The sequence below is a fragment of the Aurantiacibacter gilvus genome (genome assembly GCF_038289935.1).
Lineage (GTDB): Bacteria > Pseudomonadota > Alphaproteobacteria > Sphingomonadales > Sphingomonadaceae > Alteraurantiacibacter > Alteraurantiacibacter gilvus.
Genome location: NZ_JBBYHV010000001.1, coordinates 738,736 through 752,484, shown reverse-complemented (window position 1 = coordinate 752,484; position 13,749 = coordinate 738,736). Strand labels below are relative to the sequence as shown.

12 protein-coding genes and 1 tRNA gene are annotated in these 13,749 nt (G+C 64.6%); 9 read left to right on the top strand and 4 right to left on the bottom strand.

Annotation, left to right across the window (positions count from 1 at the left end; translation table 11 throughout):
- Nucleotides 1–34: 34 nt before the first annotated feature.
- Nucleotides 35–922 (top strand): acyl-CoA thioesterase, encoded by an 888-nt coding sequence (locus AAEO60_RS03670; RefSeq protein WP_341672289.1) that lies wholly within the window; start codon nt 35–37, stop codon nt 920–922.
- 9 nt (nt 923–931) lie between these two features.
- Here AAEO60_RS03670 and AAEO60_RS03665 read toward each other — a convergent pair whose 3' ends face one another.
- Both AAEO60_RS03665 and uvrC read right to left on the bottom strand, forming a co-directional pair.
- The gene (locus AAEO60_RS03665; protein WP_341672288.1) at nt 932–1,747 is read right to left on the bottom strand and encodes a universal stress protein; all 816 of its coding nucleotides are present in this window, start codon (nt 1,745–1,747) and stop codon (nt 932–934) included.
- Between the two features lie 60 nt (nt 1,748–1,807).
- Complete coding sequence (uvrC, locus tag AAEO60_RS03660) at nt 1,808–3,754, bottom strand: excinuclease ABC subunit UvrC (protein WP_341672287.1); 1,947 nt, start codon at nt 3,752–3,754, stop codon at nt 1,808–1,810.
- A 77-nt stretch (nt 3,755–3,831) separates the two neighbouring features.
- On the opposite strand from uvrC, the gene AAEO60_RS03655 reads away from it, so the two are divergent.
- From AAEO60_RS03655 to AAEO60_RS03645, 3 genes are all read left to right on the top strand, one after another.
- Nucleotides 3,832–4,803 carry a cupin-like domain-containing protein gene (locus AAEO60_RS03655; RefSeq protein WP_341672286.1) on the top strand — a complete coding sequence of 324 codons (972 nt, stop codon included), beginning with the start codon at nt 3,832–3,834 and terminating at the stop codon, nt 4,801–4,803.
- Between the two features lie 68 nt (nt 4,804–4,871).
- Nucleotides 4,872–6,146: an APC family permease gene (locus tag AAEO60_RS03650; protein ID WP_341672285.1), complete on the top strand. Its 1,275-nt coding sequence runs from the start codon at nt 4,872–4,874 to the stop codon at nt 6,144–6,146.
- On the top strand, nt 6,147–7,328 hold the full coding sequence (locus AAEO60_RS03645) for a BaiN/RdsA family NAD(P)/FAD-dependent oxidoreductase (protein WP_341672284.1): 1,182 nt from the start codon (nt 6,147–6,149) through the stop codon (nt 7,326–7,328). It abuts the gene before it with no gap.
- A gap of 113 nt (nt 7,329–7,441) precedes the next feature.
- Here AAEO60_RS03645 and AAEO60_RS03640 read toward each other — a convergent pair whose 3' ends face one another.
- Complete coding sequence (locus tag AAEO60_RS03640; RefSeq protein ID WP_341672283.1) at nt 7,442–10,315, bottom strand: porin family protein; 2,874 nt, start codon at nt 10,313–10,315, stop codon at nt 7,442–7,444.
- Between the two features lie 281 nt (nt 10,316–10,596).
- Here AAEO60_RS03640 and infA point away from each other — a divergent pair, with 281 nt between their 5' ends.
- The 5 genes from infA (at nt 10,597) to AAEO60_RS03615 (ending at nt 12,722) form a co-directional block, all read left to right on the top strand.
- Nucleotides 10,597–10,845, top strand: a complete 249-nt coding sequence (gene infA / locus AAEO60_RS03635; RefSeq protein ID WP_136692532.1) for a translation initiation factor IF-1 — start codon at nt 10,597–10,599, stop codon at nt 10,843–10,845.
- Nucleotides 10,846–10,868: 23 nt separating this feature from the next.
- A complete protein-coding gene (locus AAEO60_RS03630; protein ID WP_341672282.1) occupies nt 10,869–11,438 on the top strand; it encodes a Maf family protein in 570 nt (189 codons plus the stop codon).
- A complete protein-coding gene (locus AAEO60_RS03625; RefSeq protein ID WP_341672281.1) occupies nt 11,431–12,384 on the top strand; it encodes a ribonuclease E/G family protein in 954 nt (317 codons plus the stop codon). Before AAEO60_RS03630 ends, AAEO60_RS03625 begins: the two co-directional genes overlap by 8 nt.
- Nucleotides 12,381–12,545 carry a DNA gyrase inhibitor YacG gene (locus AAEO60_RS03620; RefSeq protein WP_341672280.1) on the top strand — a complete coding sequence of 55 codons (165 nt, stop codon included), beginning with the start codon at nt 12,381–12,383 and terminating at the stop codon, nt 12,543–12,545. The genes AAEO60_RS03625 and AAEO60_RS03620 overlap by 4 nt, the downstream gene beginning before the upstream one ends.
- A 102-nt stretch (nt 12,546–12,647) precedes the next feature.
- A tRNA-Phe gene (locus AAEO60_RS03615) sits at nt 12,648–12,722 on the top strand.
- Between the two features lie 181 nt (nt 12,723–12,903).
- Here AAEO60_RS03615 and AAEO60_RS03610 read toward each other — a convergent pair.
- Nucleotides 12,904–13,617 (bottom strand): hypothetical protein, encoded by a 714-nt coding sequence (locus AAEO60_RS03610; RefSeq protein WP_341672279.1) that lies wholly within the window; start codon nt 13,615–13,617, stop codon nt 12,904–12,906.
- Between the last annotated feature and the right edge of the window lie 132 nt (nt 13,618–13,749).

The window sequence follows — 13,749 nt, the reverse complement described above, 5'->3', positions numbered from 1 at the left end:
CAGGCAAAGGCCGTGGCGCGCATGGCCGCAGGAAATGGCCAGCAATCCTCCGCCCGAACCCACGCCCGAGCAGCTCGTTGCCAACCTGGTGCTGCTGCTGAATCTTGAACCCACCGGTAACGACACCTTCGTGGGCCGCCGCCGGTCTGATGGTACGGGCCGCGTCTTTGGTGGTCAGGCCATTGCCCAGGCGCTGGGGGCTGCCAGCCGTACGGTGGACGCCGACCGCGCGGTCCACTCGCTGCATGCCTATTTCCTGCGCCCCGGAAGCGACGCCCTGCCGATCGAATACCGCGTCATGCGCGACCTTGACGGGCGCAGCTTCTCCAATCGACGGGTGGTGGCGAGCCAGGACGGCAAGCCGATCCTCAACCTTGTCACTTCGTTCCAGATGCCCGTCGATGGCCCCGGCCACCAGCACCCGGACATGCCCGATGTGCCGCAACCGGAAGAGCTGGAACCCGATCTCGTCTCGGCCCGCAAGATTGCCGACAAGCTGCCCGAGGGCACGCTGAAGACGCTGATCACACGGCCGCAGCCGATCGACTTCCGCTCGGTCGAACCGCGCGACTGGCTGCACATGGAAACCCGTCCGCCCAAGGCGCACGTGTGGTTCAAGACGGTCGCCCCGCTACCCGCCGACGTGGAAATGCAGCGTACCTTCCTCGCCTATATCTCGGATTTCCAGCTGCTTGGCACGGCCATGCAGCCGGTGGGCGTGCCGACCGGCAACATCCGCGTCGCCAGCCTCGACCACGCCATGTGGTTCCACGAAGATTTCGCGCTCGACGACTGGCTGCTCTACGCCACTGACAGCCCCTGGGCGGGCCATGCGCGCGGCTATGGCCGCGGTCAGATCTTCACCCGCGACGGCACGCTGGTCGCCAGCGTGGCGCAGGAAGGCATGATCCGGCACGTCTAGCCGGGCGGATCAGTGCGCCATCAGCACCGGCATGGACGGTTGGGACAGGATCGTCCGCGTCGTTCCGCCAAACAGCGTCTCGTAGAAGCGCGGCTGGCCGTAGGCGCCCATCACCATCATCCCGGCTTCGCGCGACCTGGCGGCCGACCGCAGCACGTCCTCGACCGAATCCGAACCGCGCGGCAGCTCGACCGGCTGGCAATCGACGCCGTGGCGATCGAGGTAGGCAGCCGCCGCGCTGGCGGGCAACTCGTGCGCATCGATGGTAACCTTGTCACCCACGGAAACGAGGTGGACCTTCTCGGCGCAGCGCAGCAACGGAACCGCGGCACGCAGGGCCCGCGCGGCCTGGATCGAGCCGTTCCAGCACACCATGGCCGGGGCATCGACATCGATACCGTGCCAATCGCCGGGAACCACCAGAACGGGCGCGCGGCAATGGATGGCGAGCACGCCAGCCAGCGGCGAAGCTGTACTGCCCTTGCCTTCGCCGATCCGCGCGCCGACCAGCGAGAGGTCGTTCAGCGAGGCATGTTTGAGCATGGAACTGCCATCGTAGCCCGATTCCTCCTGCCAATCCCAGCGCACGTCCTCGTTCGCGAGCCGGTCGGTGATTTCCTTGCGGAACTCCTCGGCGCGCTGCTTCGTAATCGTCGACAGCTCCCCGCCCACCGCGATGAAGGGATCGGTGGGAATCACCATGTCGAAGGCGATGGTCTGCAGCAGGGTCAGGTGCGCATCGAACCGGCGCGCGAGGTCCAGGCCCACTTGCAGGCGGGCTTCGAAAGTGCCGTCTTCTGCGGCGTGTACTAGTAAGGATCGCATGGCTTCCTCCTCTTCCTGGAAAAGAGATAACACAAAACGCCTTCAGCGCATTGACGCCAATCAACCGCCGGCGTGGTAGAAATCGTAGATCGTCTGGGCGACGCTTTCGCTCACCCCCGGCACGCGCTTGAGGTCGTCCAGCGCCGCAGCCCGCACCTTGCTGGCCGTGCCGAAGTGCAGCAGCAGCGCACGTTTGCGTGCAGGGCCAATGCCGGGGATCTCGTCAAGCGGCGAGGCGCTGATGGCGCGGCTGCGCTTGGCGCGGTGGGCACCGATGACATATCGGTGCGACTCGTCACGCAGGCGCTGGAGGTAGAACAGCAGCGGCGAATTCGTGGGCAGCATCTTCTCGCGCCCGTCGGGGAAGTGGAACACCTCGCGCCCCTCGCGCCCGTGGTGCGGCCCCTTGGCAATGGCGATCAGCGGCACGTCCTCAATGCCCAGTTCCTCCAGCGTATCGCGCACGGCAGACATCTGCCCTTTGCCACCGTCGATCAGCACGAGGTCCGGCCAGACACCCGCCTGCTCGCGGTCGGGATCGTCCTTCATCGCGCGCGCAAAGCGCCGTTCCATCACCTCGCGCATCATGCCGTAGTCGTCGTTCGACTGCGCCGAATTGATGTTGAACTTGCGATACTGGTTCTTGAGGTAACCTTCAGGCCCGGCCACGACCATGGCACCCACCGCCTTCGCCCCCTGGATATGGCTGTTGTCGTAAATTTCGATGCGCTGCGGAACGTCGGGCAGCTCGAGGAATTCGGCCAGCTCGCGCATGATCTTGGCCTGGGTGCCGGTTTCGGCCAGCCGCCGGTCAAGCGCCTCCTCGGCATTGCGGCTGGCCTGCTGCATCAGCTTGCGCCGCTCGCCGCGCTGGGGAACGCTGATGGCCACCTTGCGCTCGGCGAGGCCGGAGAAGGCCTCTTCCAGCAGCGCGCGTTCGGGCAGTTCGCGGTCGACAAGGATATGCCGAGGTGGCGGCACTTCCTCGTAGAATTGCAGCAGCACGTCGGCCAGCACCTTGGCCTCGTCCACGTCGCCGGTGTTGCGCGGGAAGAAGGCGCGGTGGCCCCAGTTCTGCCCCCCGCGCACGAAGAAGCCCTGCACCGCGATCTGCCCGCCCTTGCTGGCGAGCGCGAAGACGTCGGCATCGCCGACGCCGTCCGCATTCACCGCCTGGCTTCCCTGGATGAAGGTCGCCGCGCGCAAGCGGTCGCGCAGCAGGGCCGCAGTCTCGAAGTCGAGCGCTTCGGCCGCCTCCTGCATCTGCACCTCGATCTGCTGCTGCACTGCGCCCGACTTGCCGCCAAGGAAGTCCTTCGCCTGCTTCAGCAGTTCACCGTAGCCAGCCTCGTCGATGCGACCGACGCAAGGCGCCGAACAACGCTTGATCTGGTAGAGCAGGCAGGGCCGATCACGCCGCTCAAAAAAGCTGTCCGTGCAAGATCTTAGGAGGAACAGTTTCTGCAGCGCGTTAATCGTCGTGTTGACCGATCCGGCGCTGGCGAAGGGGCCATAGTACTGGCCCTTGTGCTTGCGCGCGCCGCGATGCTTCATGATGCGCGGGAAGTCGTGGCCTTCGCGCAGCAGGATGAAAGGAAAGCTCTTATCATCGCGCAATAACACGTTGTATGGCGGGCGAAATCGCTTGATGAACTGCGCTTCCAGCAGCAGCGCGTCGGCCTCGCTGTTGGTGGTGACGATCTCCATCGCGCGCGTCTGGCTGATCATCCGCACCAGCCGGTTCGTCAGCCCCTTTGGCTGGGTGTAGTTGGTCACCCGTGCCTTCAGGCTGCGCGCCTTGCCGACGTAGAGCACGTCCCCGCGCGCATCGAGCATGCGGTAGACGCCGGGCTTGGGCTTCAGCGTCTTCACCACCTCGCGGATCGCTTTGACGCCGGCCTGCAGGTCCGGCTGCGACGCGCCCTTCAGCGTGTAGGACGCGCGCTCCTCGTTGAAGCGCTCGGCACCACGCGGGTCGTTGGGGGATCCGGCTTCGCTGCGAGACATGGCGGTGAGATAGGACTTCGTGCGGGCGGTGCCAAATGTCTTGGCACCGTAATGCACGGCAAGCTAGGTTCCCCGGCATGAGCGACAAGCGGCAGATCGTGGCACAGGCGGTGATGGACGGCGCGGATATCCGCGAACGGCTGCTCGCCAGCGGCATGACGCCTGCGGCGGTCGATTACGAGATCAAGCGGGCCGAGGCCGATCCGGTGGTCATCGCTGCCCAGCGCCTGCGCCGCCAGCTCGCCAAGCGCGACTGGACGCTGCAATTGCAGGGGCGCCTTGCTGGAACGCGCGCTGACGGCCTGACCATTCCCACGGTCGCCAATATCGAACCGCAACGCTTCATCGACGAGTTCTACGCCGCCAACCGCCCCGTCGTGCTGACCGGACTGGTCGACCACTGGCCCGCGCTGGCGAAGTGGACGCTCGACTACCTCGATTCCGTGGTGGGCGACGCGCTGGTCGAACTGCAGGCCGAACGCGGCTCGGCCGCCGACTACGAGCAGGCCAAGGACCGCCACAAGCGCGGCGCGCAGTTCCGCACCGTCACCAGCGCCATGCGCAGGGTGGAAAGCTCCAACCAGTTCTACATCACCGCCTATAACGACACGAACAACAAGGTCGCTTTGGCCAAGCTGTGGGACGACCTCGGACCTGTCTCGATCCTGCGGAAGAGCGGCGGCCGCGACGGGTTCTTCTGGATGGGACCCAAGGGCACGCTTACCCCGTTCCACCATGACCTGACCAACAACCTGCTGGTACAGGTCATGGGCCGCAAGAAGAGCCACCTGGTCCCGTCATGGGAAGTGGGCCGGATGAAGAATTCGAAGCACTGCTTCAGCGATCGCTCGCCCGCTGACTGGGATACCAACGATGCGAACCTGCCGCCCATGCTCGAATGTACCATCGGCCCGGGCGATGCGCTGTTCCTGCCCATCGGCTGGTGGCACCATGTCGAGGCGCTCGATCACTCGATCTCGATGAGCTTCACCAACTTTGCCGCCGACAACGGCTTTTTCGAAGATTATCCCCCCGATACCCGGTTCTGAACCGCGACCGCACTTGCGCTGCGATGTCCGGCAGGGCAGCGTCAGCCATCGGAGCGCAGGGGAAGATCATGACAGAGACAGAGAAACTACCGCGCACGGTCGGGTTCTGGGGCACGGCGCTGTTCCCGGTGAACGGCATGATCGGCTCCGGCATCTTCGCCATGCCCGCGATCCTCGTCGCCGCCGTCGGCAATTTCGCCCCGTGGATGATGTTGCTCGGCGCGCTGCTGATCCTGCCGCTGGCCTGGGTCTTTGCGGCCCTCGCCATGCGGTTCGACGGCCACGGCGGGCCGGTGCTCTACGCCAATGCCGCCTTCGGCAAGTTCGCCGGGTTCCAGTCCGGCTGGATGCGCTATGCCTCCGCCGTGGTGGCCGTGGCGGCGAACACCCATGTCGCCATCGCCTATCTCGCCGTGCTGTTTCCGGCACTGCAAGACCCGATGATCGGCTCCATCGCCGTCATCGCCTTCATCGCCTTTGTGACCCTGGTGAACCTTATCGGCATGCGCGCATCGGTCGGCACGCTGGGGGTGATGACCCTGATCAAGCTCGCGCCGCTGGTGATCCTGGTAATCTGGGGGCTGACGACACGCGATCCGGCAGTGGGCTTCAGCCTGCCCGAGTTCAGCGGATTCGAAAGCGTCGTCCTGCTCACCTTCTACGCCTACATGGCCTTCGAGAACGGCAACTTCCCTGCCGGCGAGCTGAAGAACCCGCGCCGCACGATCCCGCTGGCGCTGATGACCACGCTGGCGGCAGTGGCACTGCTCTACATGCTGGTCATCTGGGCCTACCTCGCCATCGCGCCCGACGCCGGCGGCGGCGAAAGCGCGCTGGCAGCCGCCGCTCAAGAGATCGCCGGACAGACCGGTGTGATTGCCATCTCGGTCGCGGCGGCCTTTTCCATCGCCGCCAACACCCTCAATGGCGGCATCGTCGTCCCGCGCATGACCTATGGCATGGCCGAGCAAGGCACGCTGCCGGCCTTTTTCGCCCACGTCTCGCCGCGCTTCCGCACACCTGATGTCTCGGTACTGTTCTATGGCGGCGTGGCGATCCTGTTCAGTCTCTGGGGCGGGTTCGCCGAACTGGCAGTTGCCAGCACGCTGGCACGGCTGGTCACCTACCTGCTCTCGTCGCTGGCGCTGCCGGTGCTTGAACACCGGGATGGCGAGCGCGCGCCATGGTGGCATTTGCCCGCCGCTGCGCTGGCAGTGGTGGCTACGCTGTGGGTCGCCAGCCACGCGGACGCCGACGAGTTCCAGATGCTCGGCCTGATCTTCGTTGTCGGCACCGGGCTGTTCTTCTTCGCCGCACGACAGCGGCCAGCTACCGAGGCCTGATTGTCTGACAGGTTCGACGCTATTGTCCTTGGCGGAGGGGCCGCAGGAGTGTTCTGCGCCGCGCAGGCATGCCAGCGCGGTCGCGATGTGCTCGTGCTCGAGCGCGCGGAGAAGGTCGGCAAGAAAATCCTGATTTCGGGCGGCGGGCGGTGCAATTTCACCAACATTGGCGCGGGCCCCGGCAATTACATCAGCGCCAACAAGCATTTCGCCAAGTCGGCACTCAGCCGCTACACACCCGCCGATTTCGTCGCGCTGGTCGAAAAGCACGGCATCGCCTGGCACGAGAAGACGCTGGGCCAGCTATTCTGCGATGGCTCCGCGCGGCAGATCGTCGACATGCTGCTGGAGGAATGCGCGGCCGGTCCCGGCAAGGTCACCATCCGCTGCAACGAGGAGGTGGCCAGCGTCGTTCACGACGGCACCGCCTACACGGTCAGCACGCAATATGGCACGTTCATTGCCCCTGCCCTCGTCATCGCCACCGGCGGGCCCTCGATCCCCAAGATGGGCGCGAGCGACTTTGCCTACCGGCTGGCACGCCAATTCGGGCTGAAAGTGGTCGAACCCCGCCCCGCCCTCGTCGCGCTGACTCTGGGCGGTGATGATGCACTGTTTCGCGAACTGTCAGGCGTCGCCGCCGAAGTAGAGGCGACCGCAGGCAAGACCACCTTTCGCGAGGCTGCCCTGTTCACGCACCGCGGTCTGTCCGGTCCGGCTATCCTGCAGGTCTCCAGTTACTGGCAACCGGGTGAGGCCGTGACGATCGACTTCGTCCCTGACGAAGCGCGAGACTGGCTGCTGGAGGCCAAGCGCAACACGCCGTCCACAACCCTGCGCGCCCTGCTGCGCGAACGCCTGCCGCAACGGCTCGCCGATACACTAGCGGAGAAACTCGGTGTTGAAGGCGACCTCGGCAATGCGCCCGACAAGGCCCTGCGCGCGGCGCAGGAGCGGCTGGCCCGCTGGCCATTCCGCCCAAACGGCACCGAGGGTTTCGCCAAGGCCGAAGTGACCGTGGGCGGCATTTCCACTGCCGAACTGTCGTCGCAGACCATGGAAGCGCGCAACGTCCCCGGCCTCTATGCCATTGGCGAGGCCGTGGACGTCACCGGCTGGCTGGGCGGCTACAACTTCCAGTGGGCCTGGGCCTCGGCCCACGCCGCGGCGCAAGCCATATGAGCGCACACAAACGGTCCTGCAGGGACCGCAAGGGTGACCGCCCGCCCGCAGCGGGCGCAGCTTGCCTGCGCATCTAGCGAGGACGAAGCCGCGGAGGCGGCTTCGCAATCGAACTAGAACAACTTCCGGAATTCGATCTCGAACCGGCGGCCGACGGGATCGACCAGCAGCGGCTGGTAGCGCTGCGGCACGAGGCCGTCGCTATCCGTCACGCGCTGGCGGGCATTGAAGATATTGTCCACGCCGATGCCGATGCGGCTGTTGTCGAGGAACGGGATCGCCTCGACAAGTCGCTCGCGCTGGCCGAGGTCGGCAAAGGCACGCAGGTTGAAACGGACGTAGTCGCCGAACTCCAGGTCCGTGCTGCCCGGCAGCCCGCTGCCCTGGAGGGTAGAGGAGCCGGTGTAGTTGGCAAAAGTGATCAGGCCGAAACCGTCGTAGAACACGCCCGCCGGTGCGCTGGCGGAGTGGCGCGGCTGGCCGCCGCCGCTCAGGGCATCGCCGTCGAGCAGGTCGAGACGCGGCAGCCCGTCCGCGATCAGCACGGTGTTTTCGAGTTCAAGCGTGTAATTCAGGCCGAAGAACCAGCGCCCGCTGGGCGGTCCGTCACCGCCGCCGGGACCCCCGAAACCACGGAAGCCGCCACCACCCGGGCCACGACCGCTGCCGCCGCGCTGTGCGCCCGGAGGCGGTCCACCCGCACCGGGGGGGCCTCCACGACCGGCAAACTGCGGCGGTCCGTCGGCGCTACAAATCCGCTCGCGGATGGCATTGAAACGTTCAGGGTCGATGCGGCCGTCCTCGCCAGTGAGCCGTTCCAGCATCTGCGGCGGCACGGCGATGGGCTGGCCATCGGGGCCAAGCGGCGGTTCCTCGCCCGCGGCCTGGGCAGCAATGGCGCGGTTGAACAGGTCGAGCAGGTCCGCCGCTTCGGTTTCGCAGAAAGTGGCGCGCATCTGGGCGAAACGCTCGGCATTGGGCGGACCGCCCGCACCGAAACCGCCGCCTTGCGGGCCACCGGCACCGCCCACCGGTCCACCGACGGGCCCGCCACGATTGCCACCACCGCCACCGCGGTTACCGCTGACCTGCTCCCCGCCGATGCGGCCGGAGAAGTTCAGGCCGAACTGCAGGCGACGTTCGTCGCGTTCGGAGAAAGTGACGAAGCTGTCGTCGATCTGCACCAGCGTGCCCGTCGCGTCGCGCACTACGCGCCCCGGGAAGGCTGCCTCGATTTCGGGCGTCAGCGTCGGCAGGCTCGCCGTTACATCGTCCGAATGGTTATCGAAGTAGTTGGCCGTGAAAGTGCCGTTGTCGATAAAGGGCAGTTCCCAGATCAGGCCGAACGACCAGTCGCTCTGCTGCTGCGCGGGCAGGTTCGGGTTGCCGCCACTGATCACCGTGGCGAGCACGGTCTCGTTGTTGGCAATGTCGAACACCGGCACGTTGGGCGTGGCGATGACCGCGCTGCCCAGTTGGGTCAGCGAAGGGGCTTCCTCGTTGTTGATATGGCTGACCGACAAAGTCAGCGTTTCGGTCACGCCCCAGGTCAGGCCCAGCGTCCAGTCGAACAGGGTACCGAAGTCCGACAGGTGTTCGAACCCGCCGTTGAAGTTGAGCGTGAAGTCACCCACCGCACCGAGGAAGTCCTCGTCGCGGCTGGTGAGCGGCACGGAGACGTTGGCCCCGGCAAAGACGCGACCACGGGTCAGCTGGATGTCGTTCCCCAGGGTGCGCGTGTCGGTGCTTTCGATGCGGTTCCAGCGGTAGCCGGTGTTGATCGCCACCGAGACATCGCCGCCCGGCAGGTAAAGCGGGTTGCCCCGTGCGGTGGTCAGTGCGTTGACGGTATAGGTGTCGGTCAGGGCTTCATCGAAACCGGCCTCGGCAAAGGTGCCAAGGTCGGCATCGATGGGCAGCAGGCCCGTTGCGGCGTCGGCCACCAGGCCGGAAGTGTCGATGCGCTTGCCCGTGCGGCTGATGGAATCGACATAGGTACCGTCGATGGTGCCGGTCACCTGCCAGTCGCCCAGGGCAAGATCCAGCGTACTGCCGAAAGAGTAGTTCTCGCTGCGGCGATCTACCGTCAGCGGGTCTTCGGCGTTGAAGGTGCGCAAGGCAGAAGCGCCAAGGTCGTCGACCAGCAGGACGCTGTCGAGGCCCTGCAAGCGGAGGCTGTCGTCGCGCTCGTAAGTTCCGTTGAGACTCAGTGAATTGCCGCTGTCCCCCAGCCGCGTAGACCAGTTGAGCGTGGCTTCGACACCGGAGGAATCGGCCACCAGGCTGCGATATTCCGCCGGGTCGGGATCGCCTGCCACGGTCGGCACGCTGCCTTCGGCTTGCACGATATTGCGTTCCGCCTCGGTCAGCAGGCTGGAATTGTCCCATTCCAGGTTGACGTTCAGCCGGCTCGGTCCGTCGATCCGCAGGTAAGTGCCTTCCACCTGCTGCGTGGAGAACCCGCCCGCGAAGGGCTGGCCGTATTCGACCTCTATCTCGCGGCTGGTATAATTGTCCTTGAGAATGAAGTTCACCACCCGCTGGTCCGGCGAATAGCCGTAACGCTGGGCAACTTCCTCGCTGAACACCTCGGTCCGTTCGATGGCTTCGGGCGGATAGCTGCGCAGCTCGCGGAAGGAGGAGATGCGCACGCCGTTGACCAGGATCACCGGCCCCCCTCCACCGCCCCGACCGCGGCTGGAGTTCACCTGCGGGGCCAGCGCTTCGAGCAGTTCCTGGATCGAGCCTGCGCCATAGGCGGCAATGTCTTCGGAACTCAGCTCGAGAATGGGCGGTTCGGGAGCATCGACCTGTCCCGCCAGCCGCGCGCCCAGCACGATGATGGTGTTGATATCGTCCTCGATCGGATCGGGTTCCGGCCCGGTTTCCGGCCCACCTTCGTCCTGTGCGAAAGCCTCGCCAGCGGGGGCCTGGCCATCCTGTGCCTGCGCAGCTGAAGGCGGCACGGCCGCCAGCATGGTCGCCACGGCCAAGGGGCTGCAAGAACGGGAGAATTTCAAGTGAGAGAGCTCCGGACAAAATCAATTAGCTGGGTCGAGCGGGCATATGTATTGCGCTGCACCATTCCGCAATACGGACCTGTGTCTTATTTTGTCGCAGATGTATCGCAGCTGTCGCACCGTTTCAGGACAGGTGCGTGGCGCGGATTTATTGTGTGGCTTCCCTTTTGCGCGGTGTGCCGCTAAAGCGCGCCGCCAATATCCCGCAATTTGCGCGGGCCAATGACTTACAAGGACCAAGATACTGAATGGCTAAAGAAGAACTTCTCGAAATGCGCGGCAAGGTGGTGGAACTGTTGCCGAACGCAATGTTCCGCGTCGAGCTCGAGAATGGCCACGAGGTCCTGGGTCACACTGCCGGCCGCATGCGCAAGAACCGTATCCGCGTGCTGGTAGGCGATGAAGTGCTGTGCGAACTGACGCCTTACGACCTGACCAAGGCCCGCATTACCTATCGCTTCATGCCGGGTCGCGGCGGCCCCGGCCCGCAGAGCTGATCAGCCGGGCGAACAGCGCGCCCGTGCCCACTCTTCTCCTAGCTTCGGCCAGCCCTCGTCGGCGGGAATTGCTTGCGCGCCTGGGCGTGGAGCCCGCTGGCGTTGCCCCTGCCGATATCGACGAGACTCCAAGGAAGGCCGAGCTCCCGCGCGACTATGCCCTGCGCATGTCGCGCGAGAAAGCGGCTGCTGTCGACGGCGGTGAGCACTACGTTCTCGCGGGCGACACAGTGGTTGCCGCCGGACGCCGCATCCTGCCCAAGGCCGAAGACGAAGCGACCGCGCGCAAGTGCCTGGAACTGCTGTCCGGCCGCCGCCACCGCGTGCTCTCGGCCATCGCGTTGAAGGCTCCGGACGGTTCGATCCGAGAACGGCTGAGCGAAACCCAAATCAAGTTCAAACGCCTCTCACAAGATGAGATCGACGCCTACGTGGCCAGCGGTGAATGGCACGGCAAGGCCGGTGGCTATGCCATCCAGGGCATGGCCGAGGCGCTGATCCCGTGGATCCAGGGCAGCCATTCCGCCGTGGTCGGGCTGCCGCTTTACGAGACGCGGGCACTGCTGAAAGCGGCGGGGTTCGACCTTGGTTGAGTGGCTGGTCGAACACGGAATCGGTGAAGACCGCGCCCTGCTGGTCGAGAATGACCGCATCCTGGCGGCACGACATTTCCTGAGCGGCGCACCATGGGCGGGCACCATCTATCCTGCCCGCCTCGTGTCGCGCTCGGGCGGCTCGGCGCGCGGCACTGCGCGGACCGAAGGCGGTCTGGAGATCCTCGTCGACAAGCTGCCGCGCGACTGTACCGAAGGCAGCGAATTGCTGGTCCGATTGACGCGTGCGCCCATCGCCGAGCGCAGCAGGCTGAAGTTGGCGCAAGGCCGCCCGGTTGCCGCCGACGCTCCGGAAGATTCCTCCAATTGGGCCCTTCGAGAGGTTTCGTCCTTCGCGCCGGGTGCTTGGGAGGAAGTCTGGCACGCGGCTTCGTCAGGCGTCATCGACTTTGCCGGCGGACAGATCCTCTGCTGCGTAACCCCGGCGATGACCGTGATCGACATCGATGGCGACCTACAACCGCGCGAGCTTGCCCTCGCCGCAGTCCCGGCCATCGCGCAAGCCTTGCACTGGTTCGACATCGGTGGTTCGGTCGGCATCGACTTCCCCACGCTGGAAGCCAAGGCGGATCGCGGCGCGGTGAACCAGGCACTCGAAGATGCGCTGGCAGACTGGCCGCACGAACGCACCGCCATGAACGGGTTCGGCTTTGTCCAGCTCGTAGCGCGGCTGGAGGGGCCGTCCCTGCTGCACAAGTTCGATACTTCGCGCGTCGGCATGTGTGCCCGCTATGCCCTTCGCATCGCTGAGCGGCTGGACGGCCATGGCGGCGCAGTCCTGCTGACCGTCCATCCTGCTCTGAGAGCCAAGATCCAGGACGAATGGCTCGCCGAACTTTCCCGCCGCACGGGCAGACAGGTGAGGATTGAAACGGACCCCGGCCTTGCACTGGAGGCTCCCAGCGCACAGATCGTGCCCCTATGAGCACCAAACCCTGCCCCATCTGCAAGAAGCCGCGCGTGGCCGAATTCCACCCCTTCTGCTCCAGCCGTTGCCGCGACCGTGACCTCGCCCAGTGGTTTGGCGATGGCTATGCCGTGCCCGGCCCGCCCGCCGCGCCAGAGGATATCGCGCGGGAAGATTAACCTTCGCGCATTTTGGGGGCTTGCCAAGCTCGCCAGCCTTCGCCATAGGCGCGCTCTCATTCGCTCGCCGGGCACTCCGAAGATGCCTGACGCCGATGCGATGCCTGGGTAGCTCAGTGGTAGAGCAGACGATTGAAAATCGTCGTGTCGGTGGTTCGACTCCGCCCCCGGGCACCACTCCTTCTCTCTGCGATTAGGCCGTCGATCGGTGTGAGGCCTCGGTCGGCTTCAGCATTCTTGCAATCTTCTTGCGCGAAGTCGCTCGCCATGCGCCTGCGCTCCAAGGTGGAGCGCCGGTCGATGTGGCTTTCATTCTAGAGCAGATCTGGATCTGGCGAACGCCACCTAAGCTGGAGGCTCAATTACCAAGATTGAAATTCGACAGCACTTCGTATGTGATTGTTTCGTTATTCGCTTCAATTACTCGAAGTCTAGCTCCCCGATAGGCGATGATGTCCGATTCACTAAGGTCATATTCGGCATCGTTCGAGAATGCCGGACGAGCAAGCGATCCTGAAAACTCGCGGTAACTGACGCGGATTCTATCTCCGACACGCCCGCTGTAGATCAGTGTCTGCTGAAAGTCGTTGGAGGTCAGGAAGCCACGTTCAGTAACCATGTATGGATGCTCTGTGTCGCACACAGGCTGGGAAGTCAGAACCCCCTGCGCAATCACGCAAGTTTGCTGTCTTTCAGTGTTGAATCGAATGCCCTGTGGATACGTTCCGCTTCCTTGGTCAAAGAGCCCACCACCCATTCGCAACGTTCCCACCTCGGGGTTGCTGCTGTTAATCTCGAATGACGTGTAAATATATTCATCTTCCGAGCCGGTCATCCTGTAGAAACCGGACGAAAGTTCAAAAGCACCAATCTGATTTGCCTCCGGCAACCAAACTCCGCGAGTGGTGGTTTCCGTACCTTGCCGAACCAATTCCTCTCCAAGGGACCGTGTTTGAGTGGAACTAAGTGCCGGAACACTTATCTGCCTAGTTACCGGCGTATAGTTATGTTCGACCGATGCACAGCCAACGAGAACGGATGCCAAAGCGGCGGCGAACACAACCTTCTTCATAGATCCCCCTATTTTAGAACTCGCACCGCTAAGTGCTTGTCATACATCGCTCTAATTCAAGTTTTGGTAACTCGCAAGACGACGACTAAGCCACCGGCTGTCGCAAGATCAGGGGGCGCGGCGGGCACACCG

What these genes read in the sequence shown, in the direction of transcription:
- AAEO60_RS03670 (WP_341672289.1), top strand. Translation starts at nt 35, where the DNA reads ATGGCCAGCAATCCTCCGCCCGAACCCACGCCCGAGCAGCTCGTTGCC.
- AAEO60_RS03620 (WP_341672280.1), top strand. Translation starts at nt 12,381, where the DNA reads ATGAGCACCAAACCCTGCCCCATCTGCAAGAAGCCGCGCGTGGCCGAA.
- AAEO60_RS03665 (WP_341672288.1), bottom strand. Translation starts at nt 1,747, where the DNA reads ATGCGATCCTTACTAGTACACGCCGCAGAAGACGGCACTTTCGAAGCC.
- infA (WP_136692532.1), top strand. Translation starts at nt 10,597, where the DNA reads ATGGCTAAAGAAGAACTTCTCGAAATGCGCGGCAAGGTGGTGGAACTG.
- AAEO60_RS03650 (WP_341672285.1), top strand. Translation starts at nt 4,872, where the DNA reads ATGACAGAGACAGAGAAACTACCGCGCACGGTCGGGTTCTGGGGCACG.
- uvrC (WP_341672287.1), bottom strand. Translation starts at nt 3,754, where the DNA reads ATGTCTCGCAGCGAAGCCGGATCCCCCAACGACCCGCGTGGTGCCGAG.
- AAEO60_RS03655 (WP_341672286.1), top strand. Translation starts at nt 3,832, where the DNA reads ATGAGCGACAAGCGGCAGATCGTGGCACAGGCGGTGATGGACGGCGCG.
- AAEO60_RS03610 (WP_341672279.1), bottom strand. Translation starts at nt 13,617, where the DNA reads ATGAAGAAGGTTGTGTTCGCCGCCGCTTTGGCATCCGTTCTCGTTGGC.